The organism is Bacillus cereus group sp. BceL220 (assembly GCF_051776965.1).
Classification (GTDB): Bacteria; Bacillota; Bacilli; order Bacillales; family Bacillaceae_G; genus Bacillus_A; species Bacillus_A cereus.
Window position 1 is genome coordinate 319,164 of sequence record NZ_JBPWBC010000005.1, and the last position, 13,697, is coordinate 332,860.

The window sequence follows — 13,697 nt, forward strand, 5'->3', positions numbered from 1 at the left end:
AATGATGGGAGGAATATAAATGAATATACAACGTGCAAAAGAGCTTTCCGAGTCATCTGAAGAAGCCAATGTCAGTTTCCAAGGCATGCCTGTTATGATTCAACACGTCGACGAAAGCAACGAAACCGCCCGCATATATGAAGTAACAAATCCAAAACGCGAATTAACAGTTCCAGTTAATAGTTTAGAGGAAATATAAGAAACGCCACTTCAATTTTTTGGAGTGGCGTTTTTCTTACTTTAGATTATTTACTATAAATTTCTTCTACCCCTCTATTTTACATGGGATGAAAAAAATAAGAATTTTCTACTTCTTTTCTTTTTTTGACCTGCTAAAATACAAACTATGAATCAATTATTCGTACTATATATTAAGGGGGAAAGACAATGAAATCTGATTTACAAAAAAACAAACCTTATTATGCAGTTATATTCACTTCTAATTTATCAAATGATACGAAAGATTATAGTACCGTTGCCGAAACAATGGAGGAACTTGCGAAACAGCAACATGGATTTTTAGGTGTAGAAAGTGCACGAGGTAATTCTGGACTCGGAATAACAATTTCTTATTGGGAATCACTTGATGCGATTGAAAATTGGAAAAAGAACGCCTTACATAAAGAAGCGAAAAAAAGAGGTCGTGAGCAATGGTATGAAAACTTCCACCTGCGTATCTGCCTTGTTGAGAAAGAATTTAAGTTTCAAAGAGGCACAATATAACTATGAAGAAAAAAGTAGCTCTCGTTATTGTTCATGAAATATATGGTGTGAACGACCATATGCATCACGTTACCAACCACTTTACTTCATCTCATATAGACGTATTCTGTCCTAACCTTCTACAATCGCAACATGCATTTCATTATAGTGATGAAGAAAAAGCATATGAACATTTTGTAAATCATATTGGATTTGATTATGGAAAAAAGCAAATTGAAGAATTCATTTCTCATCTTTCTAGTAGTTATACACATATTGGTCTTATCGGCTTTAGCGTTGGAGCTACCGTCTCATGGCTATGTAGTAACAATCCGAAAATAGATTTTATTATCGGATGTTACGGTTCTCGTATACGCGACTATGTTCACATAAAGCCTACATGCGCTACACTACTTATATTTCCTGAAAAAGAAGCTAGTTTTTCAGTATCCTCTTTAATTCAAACATTGCAGCAACAAAATAATCCTTTATTAGAAATAAAACAACTACACGGTGAACATGGATTTCTAAATCCGTACACTAAAAAATATAACTGGCACTCTACAAAACAAGCATACCATTTAATAGATTCATTTCTTGTAAAGTGAAACTTCAATCAGTGGGGGGTGTTCATCCCCCACCTAATCTCTTTTCTTACGTTGAGTTTTAAGATGTGGGTCTTACTGCCCATGCGTGATAAGAACAATCTTATAAAGGAGACTCAAAATGACGCTGACATTACTCTTACTTGTTTTCATACTCATTGCCTTTATCTCAGCGCTAACTATCATTTTTAAAACCGTAAAAAAAGGGATATTTTTCAACCGCCCCTACTTACAATCTATTATCATTTGCATTTTATTTTTTACAAATTGGATCTTATATGTAACAACTTTTTATTCGTTACTCCCCGAGAAAGTTAGCGAGTTCATATTCCTGCCCATTTGGTTTTTCCTTTGTATTTTAGGATTTATCGCTTTTTGGCACGAATGGAGAAATAATCGTGTGTTCTCGATATGTATTGGTTTTCTTTCCTTTATTAGTTTTCTATTTGGGCTGTTGTTGTTAGTTCTTTCGGGGATGTAATAGAAGAAGGAAGAAAAGCCAACTTTCAACTTTTCTTCCTTCTATGTTTACCTTTAGTTTTCACTGTCACTGATTCACAAGGTGTATAATATATTTGAGGTGTCGCCTTATCAACAAACATCATAAACGTAACGAAACCGATAATAAAGAAAATAAACAACGTTAACAAAATTGCTCCTATCGTTAAAAGTATCATAACACCACCCCTATATTTTTCATGTTATTACACTTTTCGCTATTATATGAGCTGAATCCTTTTTAGAAAAAGAAACGTAACAAAATAATCACAACCACTCCCGTTAATACTGTACCTAATAAACTACGAGTATATATCGCTACAAGAAATGTTGGAATTGCTGCAATAAGATAATCCCACTGTATCGTCTCATGCATAAATAAAACTTGTGCTAAAAGCGCTGCTAATATCGCAATTGGTATGTAATTTAACCATTTTAAACCCCAGTCAGGAATTTGTAGTTTGCTAAACACGAGTAGAGGTAAAATACGTGGCACGAGTGTAACAGCTCCTGCTGCTAGTAAAAGTAATAATACATCTAATCTCATTTCCATCTTTCAATCACCACTCCAATCGTCGCAGCTAGTAATGTTGCGATAATAACCGCTATACTATCTGGCATAAATAGGTGTGAAACGTATGCGATAATAATCGCTACAATTGCAACACTTAAATGAATTACTAGTTTTGGTTTACTACTTATGAGCTGAAGAACAAATAATCCGATAAACATCGCTGGTAATGCATAATCCATCCCGTATGTATGTGGATCTGGTATCCACTCACCAAATAGCCCACCAATAATAGTAGCAAGTATCCAATTTAAATACGCTGTTACATTAAGCCCAATCATCCATCTTTCACCTAAATATCCTTTTTGCGCTGCATGCTGCATTGCAACGCCGAAAGTTTCATCTGTAATTTGAGAACCGATAATGACATTTTTTAATAGAGGTAGTTTCGTAAAGTACGGTGCGAGGGCAGCACTCATTAATAAATGGCGTAAATTAACAAAAAATACAGTAAAAATAATTGCGGAAGCAGGAGCACCGGCTGCATACATACCAGCTAATATAAATTGGGCAGAACCTGCATAAATTAAAGTGGACATAAATGCAATTTCAATGATAGAAAAACCTGCTGTTTTTGCAATTACACCAGCTGCTATACCGATGCTCAAATAACCAAATACAGTTGGTAAACAATCTTTTACTCCTTGCTGAAATGTATCATCGCTCTGCAAAGCTACATGTGCCTCAGCTTTACTCATCCTTATCATCCTCCATTCCTTCTAAAGTTCGTTTTCCTGTTACGACATGAACTAAATCTATATTTTCACGCCATAACGTATCTAACTTATCAGCTCCAAATTCCTTTGTGATTTCTTCAACCATAATATCGTGCCGCACATACTCTGTCGCAACGAGAACTAGCGCTGGGTCATACGTTGTAACGGCCCATGAAGTGCTATCATTTGAGAAGTTCGCAATTAATACTTCCTCTCCATCACGAGCAATAACAGTTAAATGACCACCCATTCTCTTTTCAACAACGTGGGGCGTCATATAATTATGATGAAACGTCGCTCCTATTTTTGTTTCTGGAGCTCCAAATAAGATTGAAAATATATGTACGCCTTCCTCTTTCTTTTGATGAATGTATGGCTCAATTTCATGCACTTGATCTTCCCATACAGAAATCCATAATTCTTCCTTTGCCCTATTAATTATATTGCATATTTCTTTTAAAACACGATCATTTGAGCGAATATGCGAAATTACATCTATTTGTCGCTCTTGTTCTAAACAATTTAGTTTCTCATCTAAAAATTCAAAGGATTTTTCAAAGTCTTTTCGCATTCGATTCATTAATTCGGTAGCTGGTACTGGTACATATTTAACTGGTTCAGAAGGTACAATATGCACCGCTCCTTTATCCATTAACTTACCGAGTACCTCGTAAATCATAGAACGAGGTACTCCTGTTTGTTTACTCACTTCATAGCCTGTTACTGGGGAGTGTTTTAACAATCCAATATACGCTTTACATTCATACTGGGAAAATCCTAACTTTTGTAATTCCTTTATAATTTCATCCATCGGTAACCCCTCACAATCTAAATCGCCCTTACTTCAAAACGACGATTTTGCTTCCCTTTACTTTTTACTTTATCAATAACAAGTGTTCCTATTTCACTCGTATTTTTCACATGTGTGCCTCCACAAGCTTGTTCGTCTAAATTTTCAATTGTAACAATGCGGATTTCTTGGATAGTAGTTGGCAGGAGATTTATTGCTGTTTTAATCATTCCTACAGCATTTTCTGCTTCTTCGCGGCTCATATAGCGAGTGGAAATTTCTTTATTTTGCTCAATAAGTTTATTCACTTCCTCAACAATTTCTTCTACTTCCACGCTCGATAACTCTTGTAACTCATTAAAATCGATACGTGCTTTATCAGGATAAATTTGGTTTCCGGTGCATAGTGCTCCATACTTTTCATAAACAACAGCTCCGATAAGATGCAGTAACGAGTGATGACGCATTAAATTATGACGTCTTTCCCAATTCATCTCTAATTTAACTGGACCTAATTTTACTTGAGCTTCATCTTTTATATAGTGAACTATTTCTCCCTGCTCCTTCTTTACTTTTTCAACCTCAAATACAAGCCCCTCTTGTACAATGACACCCGTATCACATTCCTGTCCTCCACCAGTTGGATAAAAAACTGTTTCTTTTAGAAATACTTTATTCCCTTCTACTTTTATCACTTCTGTTTCGCAACTCGTTTTGTATGCATCTTCTAAATATAATGCCTTTGTCATACTCGCACCCCTTTAGTAGTTATAGTTATACCTACTAATATAAAAAATAACATTCATACAGTCAACTTATATTTCAGAATTTTTAATTTCAAATAAAAAAAGCCTTTTACAATAAGGCTTTTTTCTACATACTATTATTTATTTTAACTGTAAAGTATTTAATATGTTCCCCGCCAAATGCTCCCGTAAAGTACAACCTGTATACTCTTCCCTAAATACACCCGCCTTCACAAATAAAGGGATGACTTCACTAAAGAATAGATCTAGTGACTTTGGAGGTCCTCCTGGAATGGCAATAAATCCATCTAACGCCCCTGCCTCAAACCTATCCATAATTTGCTTCGCAACGTCTTTTGGTGTACCAACTGCAACCCAATGAGCCGATCCAACAACTTCTGGTCGTTCTAGTATTTGTTCAACTGTTGGTTCATTTTTAATAATGAAGTTCCGTAATAACTCGGCATGAGTTTTACTACGAACAGTTTGATCCCGACTTGGCAGCATCTCTTCCGTAATTTTACTTTCTAGCGGAATCCCTCTCGCATCTAATCCGAGAACCATTTCAAGTAACGTATATCTCTTCTCTTTTGTGAGATGTTGATGAGCTTGCCTATGCATTTCTAACGCTTCTTCATATGTATCACCTATAAAGAAATATAATCCAGGTAATACACGTATAGCATCTTGCTTGCGGCCATGCTGTTCTGCTCTTCTTCTTAAATCTTGACGAAGTTCAATACCTGACTCTACATCTGGCGTTGCAGCAAAAATTGCATCAGCAACAGAAGCAGCAAAATTCCGACCAGACTCTGAAGCACCGGCTTGAAATAATGGCATTTCTCCTGATATATGCTGTGGGATATTCAGTGGACCTTTTACCTTAAAGTACTCACCATTATGCTCAATAGGCTTTACCATCTCTCTAATAACATCAGGATTATCTACTTTCAATACTTCATTAGGGTGACTCCTCCAAAGTTTTCTTACTAACTCTGTACATTCTGCCGCTTTCGCGTATCGTTCCTCAGATGATGGCACCCCTTCCTCACCAAAGTTTTCAGCACCGTCAATGGATGTAACAATATTCCACCCTACTCGGCCGTTACTAATCCAGTGTAACGATTGTAATTGCCTTGCTAATATATATGGTGGATAAAACGAAGTTGAAGCGGTCGTAACGACTCCAATTTTTTCTGTCGCATAAGCAATAGCAGTAAACAGTAACGTCGGGTCTAAAATGACATTCCCTTTATTACGAGCAATTAAATCTGGGTGCGCCACTAAATAATCGGCTTTAAAAACAAAATCTAACTTAGCCTTTTCTGCCTGTAGTGCCAACTCTACTTGTTCATCAATTCCGGAATTAAACTCATTCTCTTGTTCTTTCTTTCTAGAAATTAAACATAATCCAATGCAAAGTTGATTCTTTGTAGACATATATACACCATCCCCTTGTTTTTAATTCACTTAGTTAAACAAATGTTGCTGTCATTATGAAATTCTATTCTTATGAAAATAGGTAAAATGATATTGATAATCATTATCATCTTATGATGTAACTGTAATAAAAGCAATAACAAAAAAGACTCCCACTTTTGGAAGTCCTTTATCTCAATATTTCATTCGCTTCTTTTTCATAAATTTTATCAAATGACGTCATAACGCGCTGTGATGCTTGAATCATCTTTTGATCCGTCATAAGATCGGCCATCTCTTTCGTCATATCTACATTTGAATTTTCTAGCATATGATTTTTTACTATTCCTGTTCCGTTCGGTAAATTAGCAATGTTTCCTTCTGCTAGTGTAAAGCTTTTATTTTCACGTTGCACGAGACGAGCATTCGTTTCTGCATCTACTGTTTTTGTTTGCAAACGAGCAATATTATTTTGTGTTACTTCATCATATAATGTACCGTCTGCTTGTACAGCAACCTTTGCTCCTTCCGGAATACGAATACGCTCATTATTCTCTCCCATTACGAAAGCACCTGAAGATGTTTGTAAATAACGATCACTATTTAATGTGAAACTACCATCTCTCGTTAAAAACGTTTCATCATTTTTAGAAGTAATGAAAAATGATGTTGTGCCGGCTGCGCCGTCATCTAAAAAGAAATCTGTAGCGCTATTTGTCATTTGTATATTTCCTTGTACTAAATTCACATGTGTTGCAGCTGGTACTACAGCATAATCGACCGAACCGATATTTGTTACCGCCCCATCTCCGCGGCGATATGTGTCTTGTACATCAAATACTTTAGACGTCATATTTTCTGCTTTAAATCCTGTCGTTTGAGCATTTGCAACGTTATTCGAATGAACATTAATTCGCTGCATGTAGTTCATCATACCCATAGAACCTATATAAAGACCGTTCATATTCGTTTGAATAAGGCAAGCGCCTTATTCTTCACCTCTTTTCTACGATGTTTGTAACATTTGTTTCGCTAAATGTTCAGCTGTAGCGATATGTATATTTTTCCTTATGTCTTGGCCGTCTGTCATTAATACAATAGGAGCTGATGATACTGCTGGAATTTTCAACAATTCACCACTACTTGCTGTTTCATCAAATTTTGTAAACACAATACCATCTATATGAATATCTTTAAAGTTTGTAATGATTTCAATCATATCTTTACTTTTCATCGAAGCTGATAACGTTAAACAAATATAATCTGGTTCTACTTGTCCCATCGTTTCAATCATTTCTTCCACTGTTTCTGTCGTACGATAATTTTTTCCGGCTGTATCAATTAAAATATAATCGACGCGCGCTTCTTCTTTAAAATACGTAAGCGCTCTTGTCATGGCAGCTTCATCACGCACAGCAATTACTTCCGATCCAATTGTCTTTACGTTATCTTGCAATTGCTGCACTGTCCCTATGCGCGAATGATCTGTCGTTATAAAACCAACTGTTTTGTTCTTACCGTGAAATTGCCATGCCATTTTCGCAAGCGTCGTCGTTTTACCAACACCAGTTGGACCGATTAATGCAATTGTTTGTACTTCTTTTTCAAAGACGTTTTCCGTATTGAAATGAGATTTCATATCTTCCAATATGTACCTAATAACTTCTTCTTCCGTAATCATCGTTGCATTTTCAAACTTTATTTTTAACTTTTCAGCATATGCATAAATGAAATATTGTTCCACATCGTTTTGTTCTAGCATCCGAATTACCTTTTGAATAATAAACGGTACAGATTCTTGACTTTCTTTCTTTGGAACTACTTCTTCTTTCTTTACCGGAACGACTTGTTTCACAACTTTTTTCTTTTTCGGTACTTCCGTTTCTTTCGTCTGTTTCACCACGACAATTCCTTTTTCAAACAGCTTTAATAGTTTTTCTTTTTTTCTTGCCCATTCTTCACTATTTCCTGTTTGCATTGCCGCGTATGACATAGAAGTCGTTACGTTTTCTAAATTGTGCAGTACTGATTGAATTCCATTCGCCTTCACAATTTGTTCTGAAGGATCATTCACGACATCCATTAACTGTTCATGAAATTGAGCTGTACCTTCATTCACTTCTTCCTGTTTTTCTTCTGGAAAAGCAACTAACATTTCATAATCCTTTTTCCAAAAAAACGGTATATTTCGTTTTACACTTTCATCGACAACGTAATAATAATCTGTACCATATTGGTCAAATAACTTTCGATACAATTCATTTTTCGAAGCTGCTTTTATTCGCATTAACGCTTCTTTCTTTTCTGTACTTTCCATTACTTCACCCCCTACTATTCAATATAGGCAATTTGATCCACAACAATTTCTGGTGCTAATTCGCTAATACAAAGTACTTGTGCTTCTACTTGATAACGTTCTAGCAGTCTTACAATTGCAAATCTAAAATCTTTTCTACGTGTTAATAACACTGGTTCTCTTCCCATTAAACGTGCTTGCTTAAAGACGCGCTGCACTTGCTCAACGACACGTGTTTCTAAATCTAAATCCCAGTTTAACAAGTAACCTTGATATGAATTATTCACAACATCCGCATCTAACTCAATTGAATCAGAGAAGAGCGCTGCATAAATTTTTCCGTCCGGATTTTTCGCATTTTCACAAATAACTTTTGAAATACATTCACGAACAAATGATGTCACACCATCAACGTGATTTTGATACACTTCTTTTCCGTCAATAATACCTTCAATAATTGTTGGTAAATCACGAATAGAAATACCTTCTTTTAGAAGTTGTTTAATAACATTTTGAACGAGTGATAAATCAATTTCTTTCTTCTTAATCTCTTCTAATAGAACGCCATTATCATTTTCAAGCGAGTTAATTAAGTCTTTTACATGTTGGCGCTGAATTAATTCATGCAGATTACGCCTTACGACAACATCTAAATGTGTAATTAATATGCTAAGTGGCTCTAACACTTGATAGCCTTTCATTTGTGCATCTTGCACCATATGCTCTAAAATCCAATATCCATCTTCACCGAAAATTGGATCTTTCGCTGGCTCTGCATCTAAATCAGCCATTACGTTTGGCGTTTTCAGTGCTAATAAATAACCTGATTTTAAAACACCTTCAGCCGCCTTCGCACCTTTAATTCGAATAATGTAACGTCCGCGTGGTCTAAAGCTCGTATTATCTTTAAAGTTAATTCCAGGAACGTTAATACCGAGGTCAGTAATAATCGACTTCCGCATAAGAACAACTTTATCACGAGCTGTTTCCCCGTTAATTTTCTGCTTTACAAGTGCTGCTAAATCTAAACCGAGTTCTACAATAATCGGATATTTATCCGTAAATACTCCGAATGAATCTTCCACTTGTTGCAGTTGCTCATCTTCACCTTGAATCATTTCTAATTCTTTTTGAAGCTCGTCTTCTTTTTCTTTCTTTATTCGATTTTTATTACGAATGCCTAAGAAGATAATCGTTCCACCAACGAGTGCGAATGGTAAAAACGGTAGCGGAGTAAAAATACCCATTGCAATAAATAAACCACCTAGTGCATATACAACGACTTCATGCGCTAATAACTCTTTAAAGATACCTTCTGTTACTGTATCCGGTGAGCCGTCAAATACACGCGTTACGATAATACCTGTTGAAATTGCAAGCATTAATGAACCGATTTGGTTTACGATTCCGTCACCGACAGTTAACTGTGTATAATGAAGAGCTGCATCTGCAAAGCTCATTCTTTGCTGCATCATGCCGACAATTAAACCGAAAATAATGTTTACGAATAAAATGACAATCCCGAAAATAACGTCCCCTTTAATGAACTTCCCGGCACCATCCATCGCTCCGTAAAACTCTGTTTCCATATTTAATTTTTTACGTTTTGCCTGTGCATCTTTTTCTGAAATAATACGCTGGTTTAAATCAGCATCGATAGACATTTGTTTCCCTGGTAAAGAATCAAGTGTAAAATGAGCTGCTACTTCAGCTGTACGAGATGCACCGTTTGCAACGATAAACTGGAATATGATTAAAACTATAAAAATAACGATACCAATTAATAAGTTCCCGCCAATTACGAACTGGCCAAACTCTTCAATAACATGACCGGCATTTCCGTCTGTTAAAATCGCTCGCGTCGTCGAAACGTTAATCGATACGCGGAAAATCCCGATTAATAACAACATCGTCGGAAATGACTTTAATTCATCCCACTCGTTAATACTTGTCGCTCGCATATAAATAAGTACTGACATACTTAGCAGAAAAACGATAACGATATCAAGTATAAATGGTGGAAGTGGAATTAAGAGCGCCACAACGAATGACGCTGCTAAAAAGATAGAAAAATAGGTTCTTGCAGAATCTATCTTAAACAAAGAGATCTCCTCCAAACGCGCTATTATACTTCAAGTTCATTCGTCTGAATTAAATAGCGCATAACTTCAATTACAGCTACGTATAAATCTTCAGGAATTGTCTCATCTTCCTCGACTTGATAATATAAAGAACGAGCAAGCGGACGGTTTTCCACCATTGGTATTTCATGTTCACGGGCAAGCGTTCGTATATATAATGCGAGCTCATCTTCCCCTTTTGCAACGACAATAGGCGCCGCATCAACTTGTTTATTGTACCGAAGCACCACTGAAATATGCGTCGGGTTGTTCACAATAAACGTTGCACCATCCATCTTCTTCGCGATTGTCCCTTGCAAGATCGCATGCATAAAGTTTTTTCGTTTCCCCTTTACTTGCGGGTCCCCTTCATTATCTTTATGCTCCCTTTTTACTTCTTCTTTTTTCATCTTAATATCTTGTTCGTACTCCCATTTTTGATAAATGAAATCAATAATAGAAAGAACGATTAAAATAATTAAAATGGCTAAAAAGATAAATTTAATTTGGCTAATAATTTCAGTAAGTGACGCTGTCCAGTTAAATCCAATCATACTGACGATTTTCTCTAAATTCTTTTTAAAGAGAACGTACGAAACGTAACCGATTAATCCCATATAAAACAGTGATTTCAAAATATCTACTAAACTTTTACGACTAAACAATCTCGTAAAATAGTTTTTCGGATTAATACGTGACGCTTTCGGTTTAATGACTTTAGAAGAAAATAGGAAGCCGACTTGAATCATATAATTGAATAAATGAAAAGCATATACGAGTATTAATATCGGAGCCGATACTTTCAGTAATAAAATCCCCATTAAATAAAAATACTCGGTTGAATCTGTATTTTTTCCAATTTGATCAAACAGCACCGCTACGGAATTCGCAATCTCAAACCCTAGCCAATCTCCGAAAAAGTAAACGACAACTGCTAATACGAGAATGGAAAATAAATTATTTAAATCTTTACTTCGGGCAATATTCCCTTCTTCACGCGATTTTTTACGCTTCTGCGGGGTGGCCTTTTCTGTTTTATTATCCTTTGCCATGCGCGTCCCCCTACTTCGTTAAGAAAAAGTTAAATAGTTTCGTATACTCTTCAAGTAATACATCCGTCATATTTTTAAACACATAACCGAGCATCGGTACACTCATCGCAATAAACAAAATACCACATGTAATTTTAATTACGTATGCATTCATAAAAACGTTTAATTGTGGAGCATTTTTTGCAATTAAAATAAGAACAAAGTTAATGATGAATAAACTTCCCATAAGCGGCAGAGCAATTTCAACCGCTGATGTGATCGCAAATAATAACGTTGCGAGTAGACTATCTAAAAAACTAGTCGTCAACAATTTTGAAATCGCCTCTGTATATTGAAACGACTTTAAAATCGTGGCAACGAAATAGTTAATGCCGCCAAGTGAAATAAAAATAATGAGAAAAAATATATCAAAAATGGTTGATAGTAAAGTAGACTGTGAGCCCGCATTTACATCAAACAAACTTGCTTGTGATAAACCGATATCAAAGTCTAAAATATGCCCTGCCATTTTCGGAATGTTCCACAGCATCTCTACAATTTTTGAAAGTGATAAACCAATTACAATTTGCGTTGCTGCATAAGCTGCAACGTCCCAAACTGTCTTGATGTGAGAGACATCCACTTGATCGGCCACTGTAATTGAAAGAGCAAGTCCAAATGTAACCTTTGCCATCGCTGGAATGGATCGGCCTGAGAAAAACGGTAAAAAATATAAAAATGAAGTAATGCGACAAAACGCAAAAAACGTCGCCGCCCATAATTCCATATTCATTTCAGTTCACCTATCTTAGTACGAACGCAATAGCGATGGGATTTTATCAAATAAATCTAAAATAAGCATCGTTAACTCTTGGAACATCCACGGACCTAAAATGATAATAACGAGCACAATACTCGCCATTTTCGGTAAAAACGTCAGCGTTTGCTCTTGAATTTGCATCATCGCCATAATAACCGCGATAATAATAACGACAATCAGACTTACAACGGCAATCGGCATTAAAATCATAACCCCTTTATAAAAAAAGGTTTGGAAAATATCTATAATTGGTGACGTATTCATTTATATGACTCCTATCACATAGCATCAAACGCTTCAGGCGACCGTCTTAAACATAATATCGACGATTTTTGTATATCCACCTAAATATACGAAAACAAGTATTTTAAACGGTAAACTTAAAATCATCGGCGGTACCATCATCATCCCGAGGTACATTAAAAGTGTACTAATAATCAAATCTATAAATACAAACGCTAAATAAATGAACATCCCTGTTAGTAAACCTTTTTGAATTTGCGTTAACGTAAAGGATGGTACGAGTGTAAATAAGGAAAGATCTTTCAAATCTTTCGGTAACTCTTCTCCGCGTACTTTCAGCATCATTTTCAAATCATGCTTATACGTATGCTTTGACATATATTCTTTCATAATAGGAGCTGTCGTTTCCGCAGCTTGGCTTACTGTTATTTTCTCTTTCGTCATCGGATCCCACACATCGCTCTTCAGTTGCCCGAGTACAGGCTGCATCGTAAAGAGTGATAAAAATAATGCAAGTCCAACAAGCACTTGGTTTGGTGGTAAATTCATTACCCCAAGTCCTTGACGTGTAATCCCAAGAACGATCATAAAATAAGTAAAATGTGTAAATAATAGAACGATAGAAGAAGATAATGATAAAAGGGTAACGAGCGCAAATAGTTGTACACTTGAATTACTCGTAAACTCTTTTCCATTTTCGAAATTAATAAAACCGTTCGGGGCCGCATACGCTGGATTTACAAAAATAATTGAAAAAACGATAGAAAATACGAAAATAACGGCTAATAATGATAACTGTTTCTTTATTCTCATGATGGATCCTCTACTTTTTTCGTTTCAGTCTTCACCGCGTCTTCTAGTGCTTGTTGAAACTGATTTCCTGTTCCGGTTAATTGCACAGACTGCACACCGTTATTACTAATAACAGTGAACACTTGCTTTCCGTCCACTTCAAATAAAAAGGCACTCGTTTGATGATTTAAATACACGCCGTCTTTTACTTGAATATGGCCATTTTCACCCTGCTTAAAAAACTGCTGTTTGCGCGTCTTTTTCGTCATATAATATGCACCGTAACCGAGCGCACCAAACAGTAAAACGACTTGAAATAAGGTCGTCATATACGACATATGACTCCTC

At 35.9% G+C, this 13,697-nt stretch carries 18 protein-coding genes; 4 read left to right on the plus strand and 14 right to left on the minus strand.

Going from position 1 to position 13,697, the window contains the following annotated elements:
- Positions 1 to 19 precede the first annotated feature (19 nt).
- The 4 genes from ACS2FK_RS16415 (at position 20) to ACS2FK_RS16430 (ending at position 1,788) form a co-directional block, all read left to right on the plus strand.
- Complete coding sequence (locus ACS2FK_RS16415) at positions 20 to 199, plus strand: H-type small acid-soluble spore protein (protein WP_001025736.1); 180 nt, start codon at positions 20 to 22, stop codon at positions 197 to 199.
- Between the two features lie 188 nt (positions 200 to 387).
- Entirely contained in the window at positions 388 to 723 is a 336-nt protein-coding gene (locus ACS2FK_RS16420; protein WP_063546982.1) for an antibiotic biosynthesis monooxygenase family protein, read from the plus strand.
- A 2-nt stretch (positions 724 to 725) separates the two neighbouring features.
- Positions 726 to 1,310: a dienelactone hydrolase family protein gene (locus tag ACS2FK_RS16425; protein ID WP_063546981.1), complete on the plus strand. Its 585-nt coding sequence runs from the start codon at positions 726 to 728 to the stop codon at positions 1,308 to 1,310.
- 118 nt (positions 1,311 to 1,428) lie between these two features.
- The gene (locus ACS2FK_RS16430; protein WP_080469764.1) at positions 1,429 to 1,788 is read left to right on the plus strand and encodes a hypothetical protein; all 360 of its coding nucleotides are present in this window, start codon (positions 1,429 to 1,431) and stop codon (positions 1,786 to 1,788) included.
- 25 nt (positions 1,789 to 1,813) lie between these two features.
- Here the strand turns inward: ACS2FK_RS16430 and ACS2FK_RS16435 are convergent, their stop codons facing one another.
- The 14 genes from ACS2FK_RS16435 to ACS2FK_RS16500 all read right to left on the minus strand — a co-directional run bounded on the left by ACS2FK_RS16435 (position 1,814) and on the right by ACS2FK_RS16500 (position 13,687).
- Complete coding sequence (locus ACS2FK_RS16435; protein ID WP_000602244.1) at positions 1,814 to 1,984, minus strand: DUF3951 domain-containing protein; 171 nt, start codon at positions 1,982 to 1,984, stop codon at positions 1,814 to 1,816.
- A gap of 62 nt (positions 1,985 to 2,046) precedes the next feature.
- Positions 2,047 to 2,358 (minus strand): AzlD domain-containing protein, encoded by a 312-nt coding sequence (locus ACS2FK_RS16440; protein ID WP_063546980.1) that lies wholly within the window; start codon positions 2,356 to 2,358, stop codon positions 2,047 to 2,049.
- Positions 2,349 to 3,074 (minus strand): AzlC family ABC transporter permease, encoded by a 726-nt coding sequence (locus ACS2FK_RS16445; RefSeq protein ID WP_063546979.1) that lies wholly within the window; start codon positions 3,072 to 3,074, stop codon positions 2,349 to 2,351. The genes ACS2FK_RS16440 and ACS2FK_RS16445 overlap by 10 nt, the downstream gene beginning before the upstream one ends.
- The gene (locus ACS2FK_RS16450; protein ID WP_000343355.1) at positions 3,067 to 3,903 is read right to left on the minus strand and encodes a TrmB family transcriptional regulator; all 837 of its coding nucleotides are present in this window, start codon (positions 3,901 to 3,903) and stop codon (positions 3,067 to 3,069) included. Before ACS2FK_RS16450 ends, ACS2FK_RS16445 begins: the two co-directional genes overlap by 8 nt.
- 17 nt (positions 3,904 to 3,920) lie before the next feature.
- Complete coding sequence (locus ACS2FK_RS16455; protein WP_016082167.1) at positions 3,921 to 4,631, minus strand: alanyl-tRNA editing protein; 711 nt, start codon at positions 4,629 to 4,631, stop codon at positions 3,921 to 3,923.
- Positions 4,632 to 4,769: 138 nt separating this feature from the next.
- Positions 4,770 to 6,068 (minus strand): NtaA/DmoA family FMN-dependent monooxygenase, encoded by a 1,299-nt coding sequence (locus ACS2FK_RS16460; RefSeq protein WP_063546978.1) that lies wholly within the window; start codon positions 6,066 to 6,068, stop codon positions 4,770 to 4,772.
- Positions 6,069 to 6,237: 169 nt separating this feature from the next.
- Entirely contained in the window at positions 6,238 to 7,011 is a 774-nt protein-coding gene (locus tag ACS2FK_RS16465) for a flagellar basal-body rod protein FlgG (protein WP_080469763.1), read from the minus strand.
- A gap of 42 nt (positions 7,012 to 7,053) precedes the next feature.
- Entirely contained in the window at positions 7,054 to 8,364 is a 1,311-nt protein-coding gene (flhF, locus tag ACS2FK_RS16470) for a flagellar biosynthesis protein FlhF (protein WP_000446182.1), read from the minus strand.
- Between the two features lie 14 nt (positions 8,365 to 8,378).
- Positions 8,379 to 10,445, minus strand: a complete 2,067-nt coding sequence (flhA, locus tag ACS2FK_RS16475; protein WP_063553413.1) for a flagellar biosynthesis protein FlhA — start codon at positions 10,443 to 10,445, stop codon at positions 8,379 to 8,381.
- A 23-nt stretch (positions 10,446 to 10,468) separates the two neighbouring features.
- Positions 10,469 to 11,515: a flagellar type III secretion system protein FlhB gene (gene flhB, locus ACS2FK_RS16480; RefSeq protein WP_063546976.1), complete on the minus strand. Its 1,047-nt coding sequence runs from the start codon at positions 11,513 to 11,515 to the stop codon at positions 10,469 to 10,471.
- A gap of 10 nt (positions 11,516 to 11,525) precedes the next feature.
- Positions 11,526 to 12,287, minus strand: coding sequence for a flagellar biosynthetic protein FliR (locus ACS2FK_RS16485; RefSeq protein ID WP_001055695.1), 762 nt, complete (start codon positions 12,285 to 12,287; stop codon positions 11,526 to 11,528).
- Between the two features lie 15 nt (positions 12,288 to 12,302).
- Positions 12,303 to 12,578 carry a flagellar biosynthetic protein FliQ gene (locus ACS2FK_RS16490; protein ID WP_001098080.1) on the minus strand — a complete coding sequence of 92 codons (276 nt, stop codon included), beginning with the start codon at positions 12,576 to 12,578 and terminating at the stop codon, positions 12,303 to 12,305.
- A 33-nt stretch (positions 12,579 to 12,611) separates the two neighbouring features.
- Positions 12,612 to 13,370, minus strand: a complete 759-nt coding sequence (locus ACS2FK_RS16495; protein ID WP_001220582.1) for a flagellar type III secretion system pore protein FliP — start codon at positions 13,368 to 13,370, stop codon at positions 12,612 to 12,614.
- Entirely contained in the window at positions 13,367 to 13,687 is a 321-nt protein-coding gene (locus ACS2FK_RS16500; RefSeq protein ID WP_000121178.1) for a hypothetical protein, read from the minus strand. Before ACS2FK_RS16500 ends, ACS2FK_RS16495 begins: the two co-directional genes overlap by 4 nt.
- Positions 13,688 to 13,697: the final 10 nt, after the last annotated feature.

Bases quoted from the DNA above. Each gene is read 5' to 3' on its own strand.
- ACS2FK_RS16420 (WP_063546982.1), top strand. From the start codon at position 388: ATGAAATCTGATTTACAAAAAAACAAACCTTATTATGCAGTTATATTC.
- ACS2FK_RS16440 (WP_063546980.1), bottom strand. From the start codon at position 2,358: ATGGAAATGAGATTAGATGTATTATTACTTTTACTAGCAGCAGGAGCT.
- flhF (WP_000446182.1), bottom strand. From the start codon at position 8,364: ATGGAAAGTACAGAAAAGAAAGAAGCGTTAATGCGAATAAAAGCAGCT.
- ACS2FK_RS16500 (WP_000121178.1), bottom strand. From the start codon at position 13,687: ATGTCGTATATGACGACCTTATTTCAAGTCGTTTTACTGTTTGGTGCG.
- ACS2FK_RS16425 (WP_063546981.1), top strand. From the start codon at position 726: ATGAAGAAAAAAGTAGCTCTCGTTATTGTTCATGAAATATATGGTGTG.
- ACS2FK_RS16445 (WP_063546979.1), bottom strand. From the start codon at position 3,074: ATGAGTAAAGCTGAGGCACATGTAGCTTTGCAGAGCGATGATACATTT.
- ACS2FK_RS16435 (WP_000602244.1), bottom strand. From the start codon at position 1,984: ATGATACTTTTAACGATAGGAGCAATTTTGTTAACGTTGTTTATTTTC.
- ACS2FK_RS16450 (WP_000343355.1), bottom strand. From the start codon at position 3,903: ATGGATGAAATTATAAAGGAATTACAAAAGTTAGGATTTTCCCAGTAT.
- flhB (WP_063546976.1), bottom strand. From the start codon at position 11,515: ATGGCAAAGGATAATAAAACAGAAAAGGCCACCCCGCAGAAGCGTAAA.
- ACS2FK_RS16490 (WP_001098080.1), bottom strand. From the start codon at position 12,578: ATGAATACGTCACCAATTATAGATATTTTCCAAACCTTTTTTTATAAA.
- ACS2FK_RS16415 (WP_001025736.1), top strand. From the start codon at position 20: ATGAATATACAACGTGCAAAAGAGCTTTCCGAGTCATCTGAAGAAGCC.
- ACS2FK_RS16460 (WP_063546978.1), bottom strand. From the start codon at position 6,068: ATGTCTACAAAGAATCAACTTTGCATTGGATTATGTTTAATTTCTAGA.
- ACS2FK_RS16455 (WP_016082167.1), bottom strand. From the start codon at position 4,631: ATGACAAAGGCATTATATTTAGAAGATGCATACAAAACGAGTTGCGAA.
- ACS2FK_RS16430 (WP_080469764.1), top strand. From the start codon at position 1,429: ATGACGCTGACATTACTCTTACTTGTTTTCATACTCATTGCCTTTATC.
- ACS2FK_RS16495 (WP_001220582.1), bottom strand. From the start codon at position 13,370: ATGAGAATAAAGAAACAGTTATCATTATTAGCCGTTATTTTCGTATTT.
- ACS2FK_RS16465 (WP_080469763.1), bottom strand. From the start codon at position 7,011: ATGAACGGTCTTTATATAGGTTCTATGGGTATGATGAACTACATGCAG.
- ACS2FK_RS16485 (WP_001055695.1), bottom strand. From the start codon at position 12,287: ATGAATATGGAATTATGGGCGGCGACGTTTTTTGCGTTTTGTCGCATT.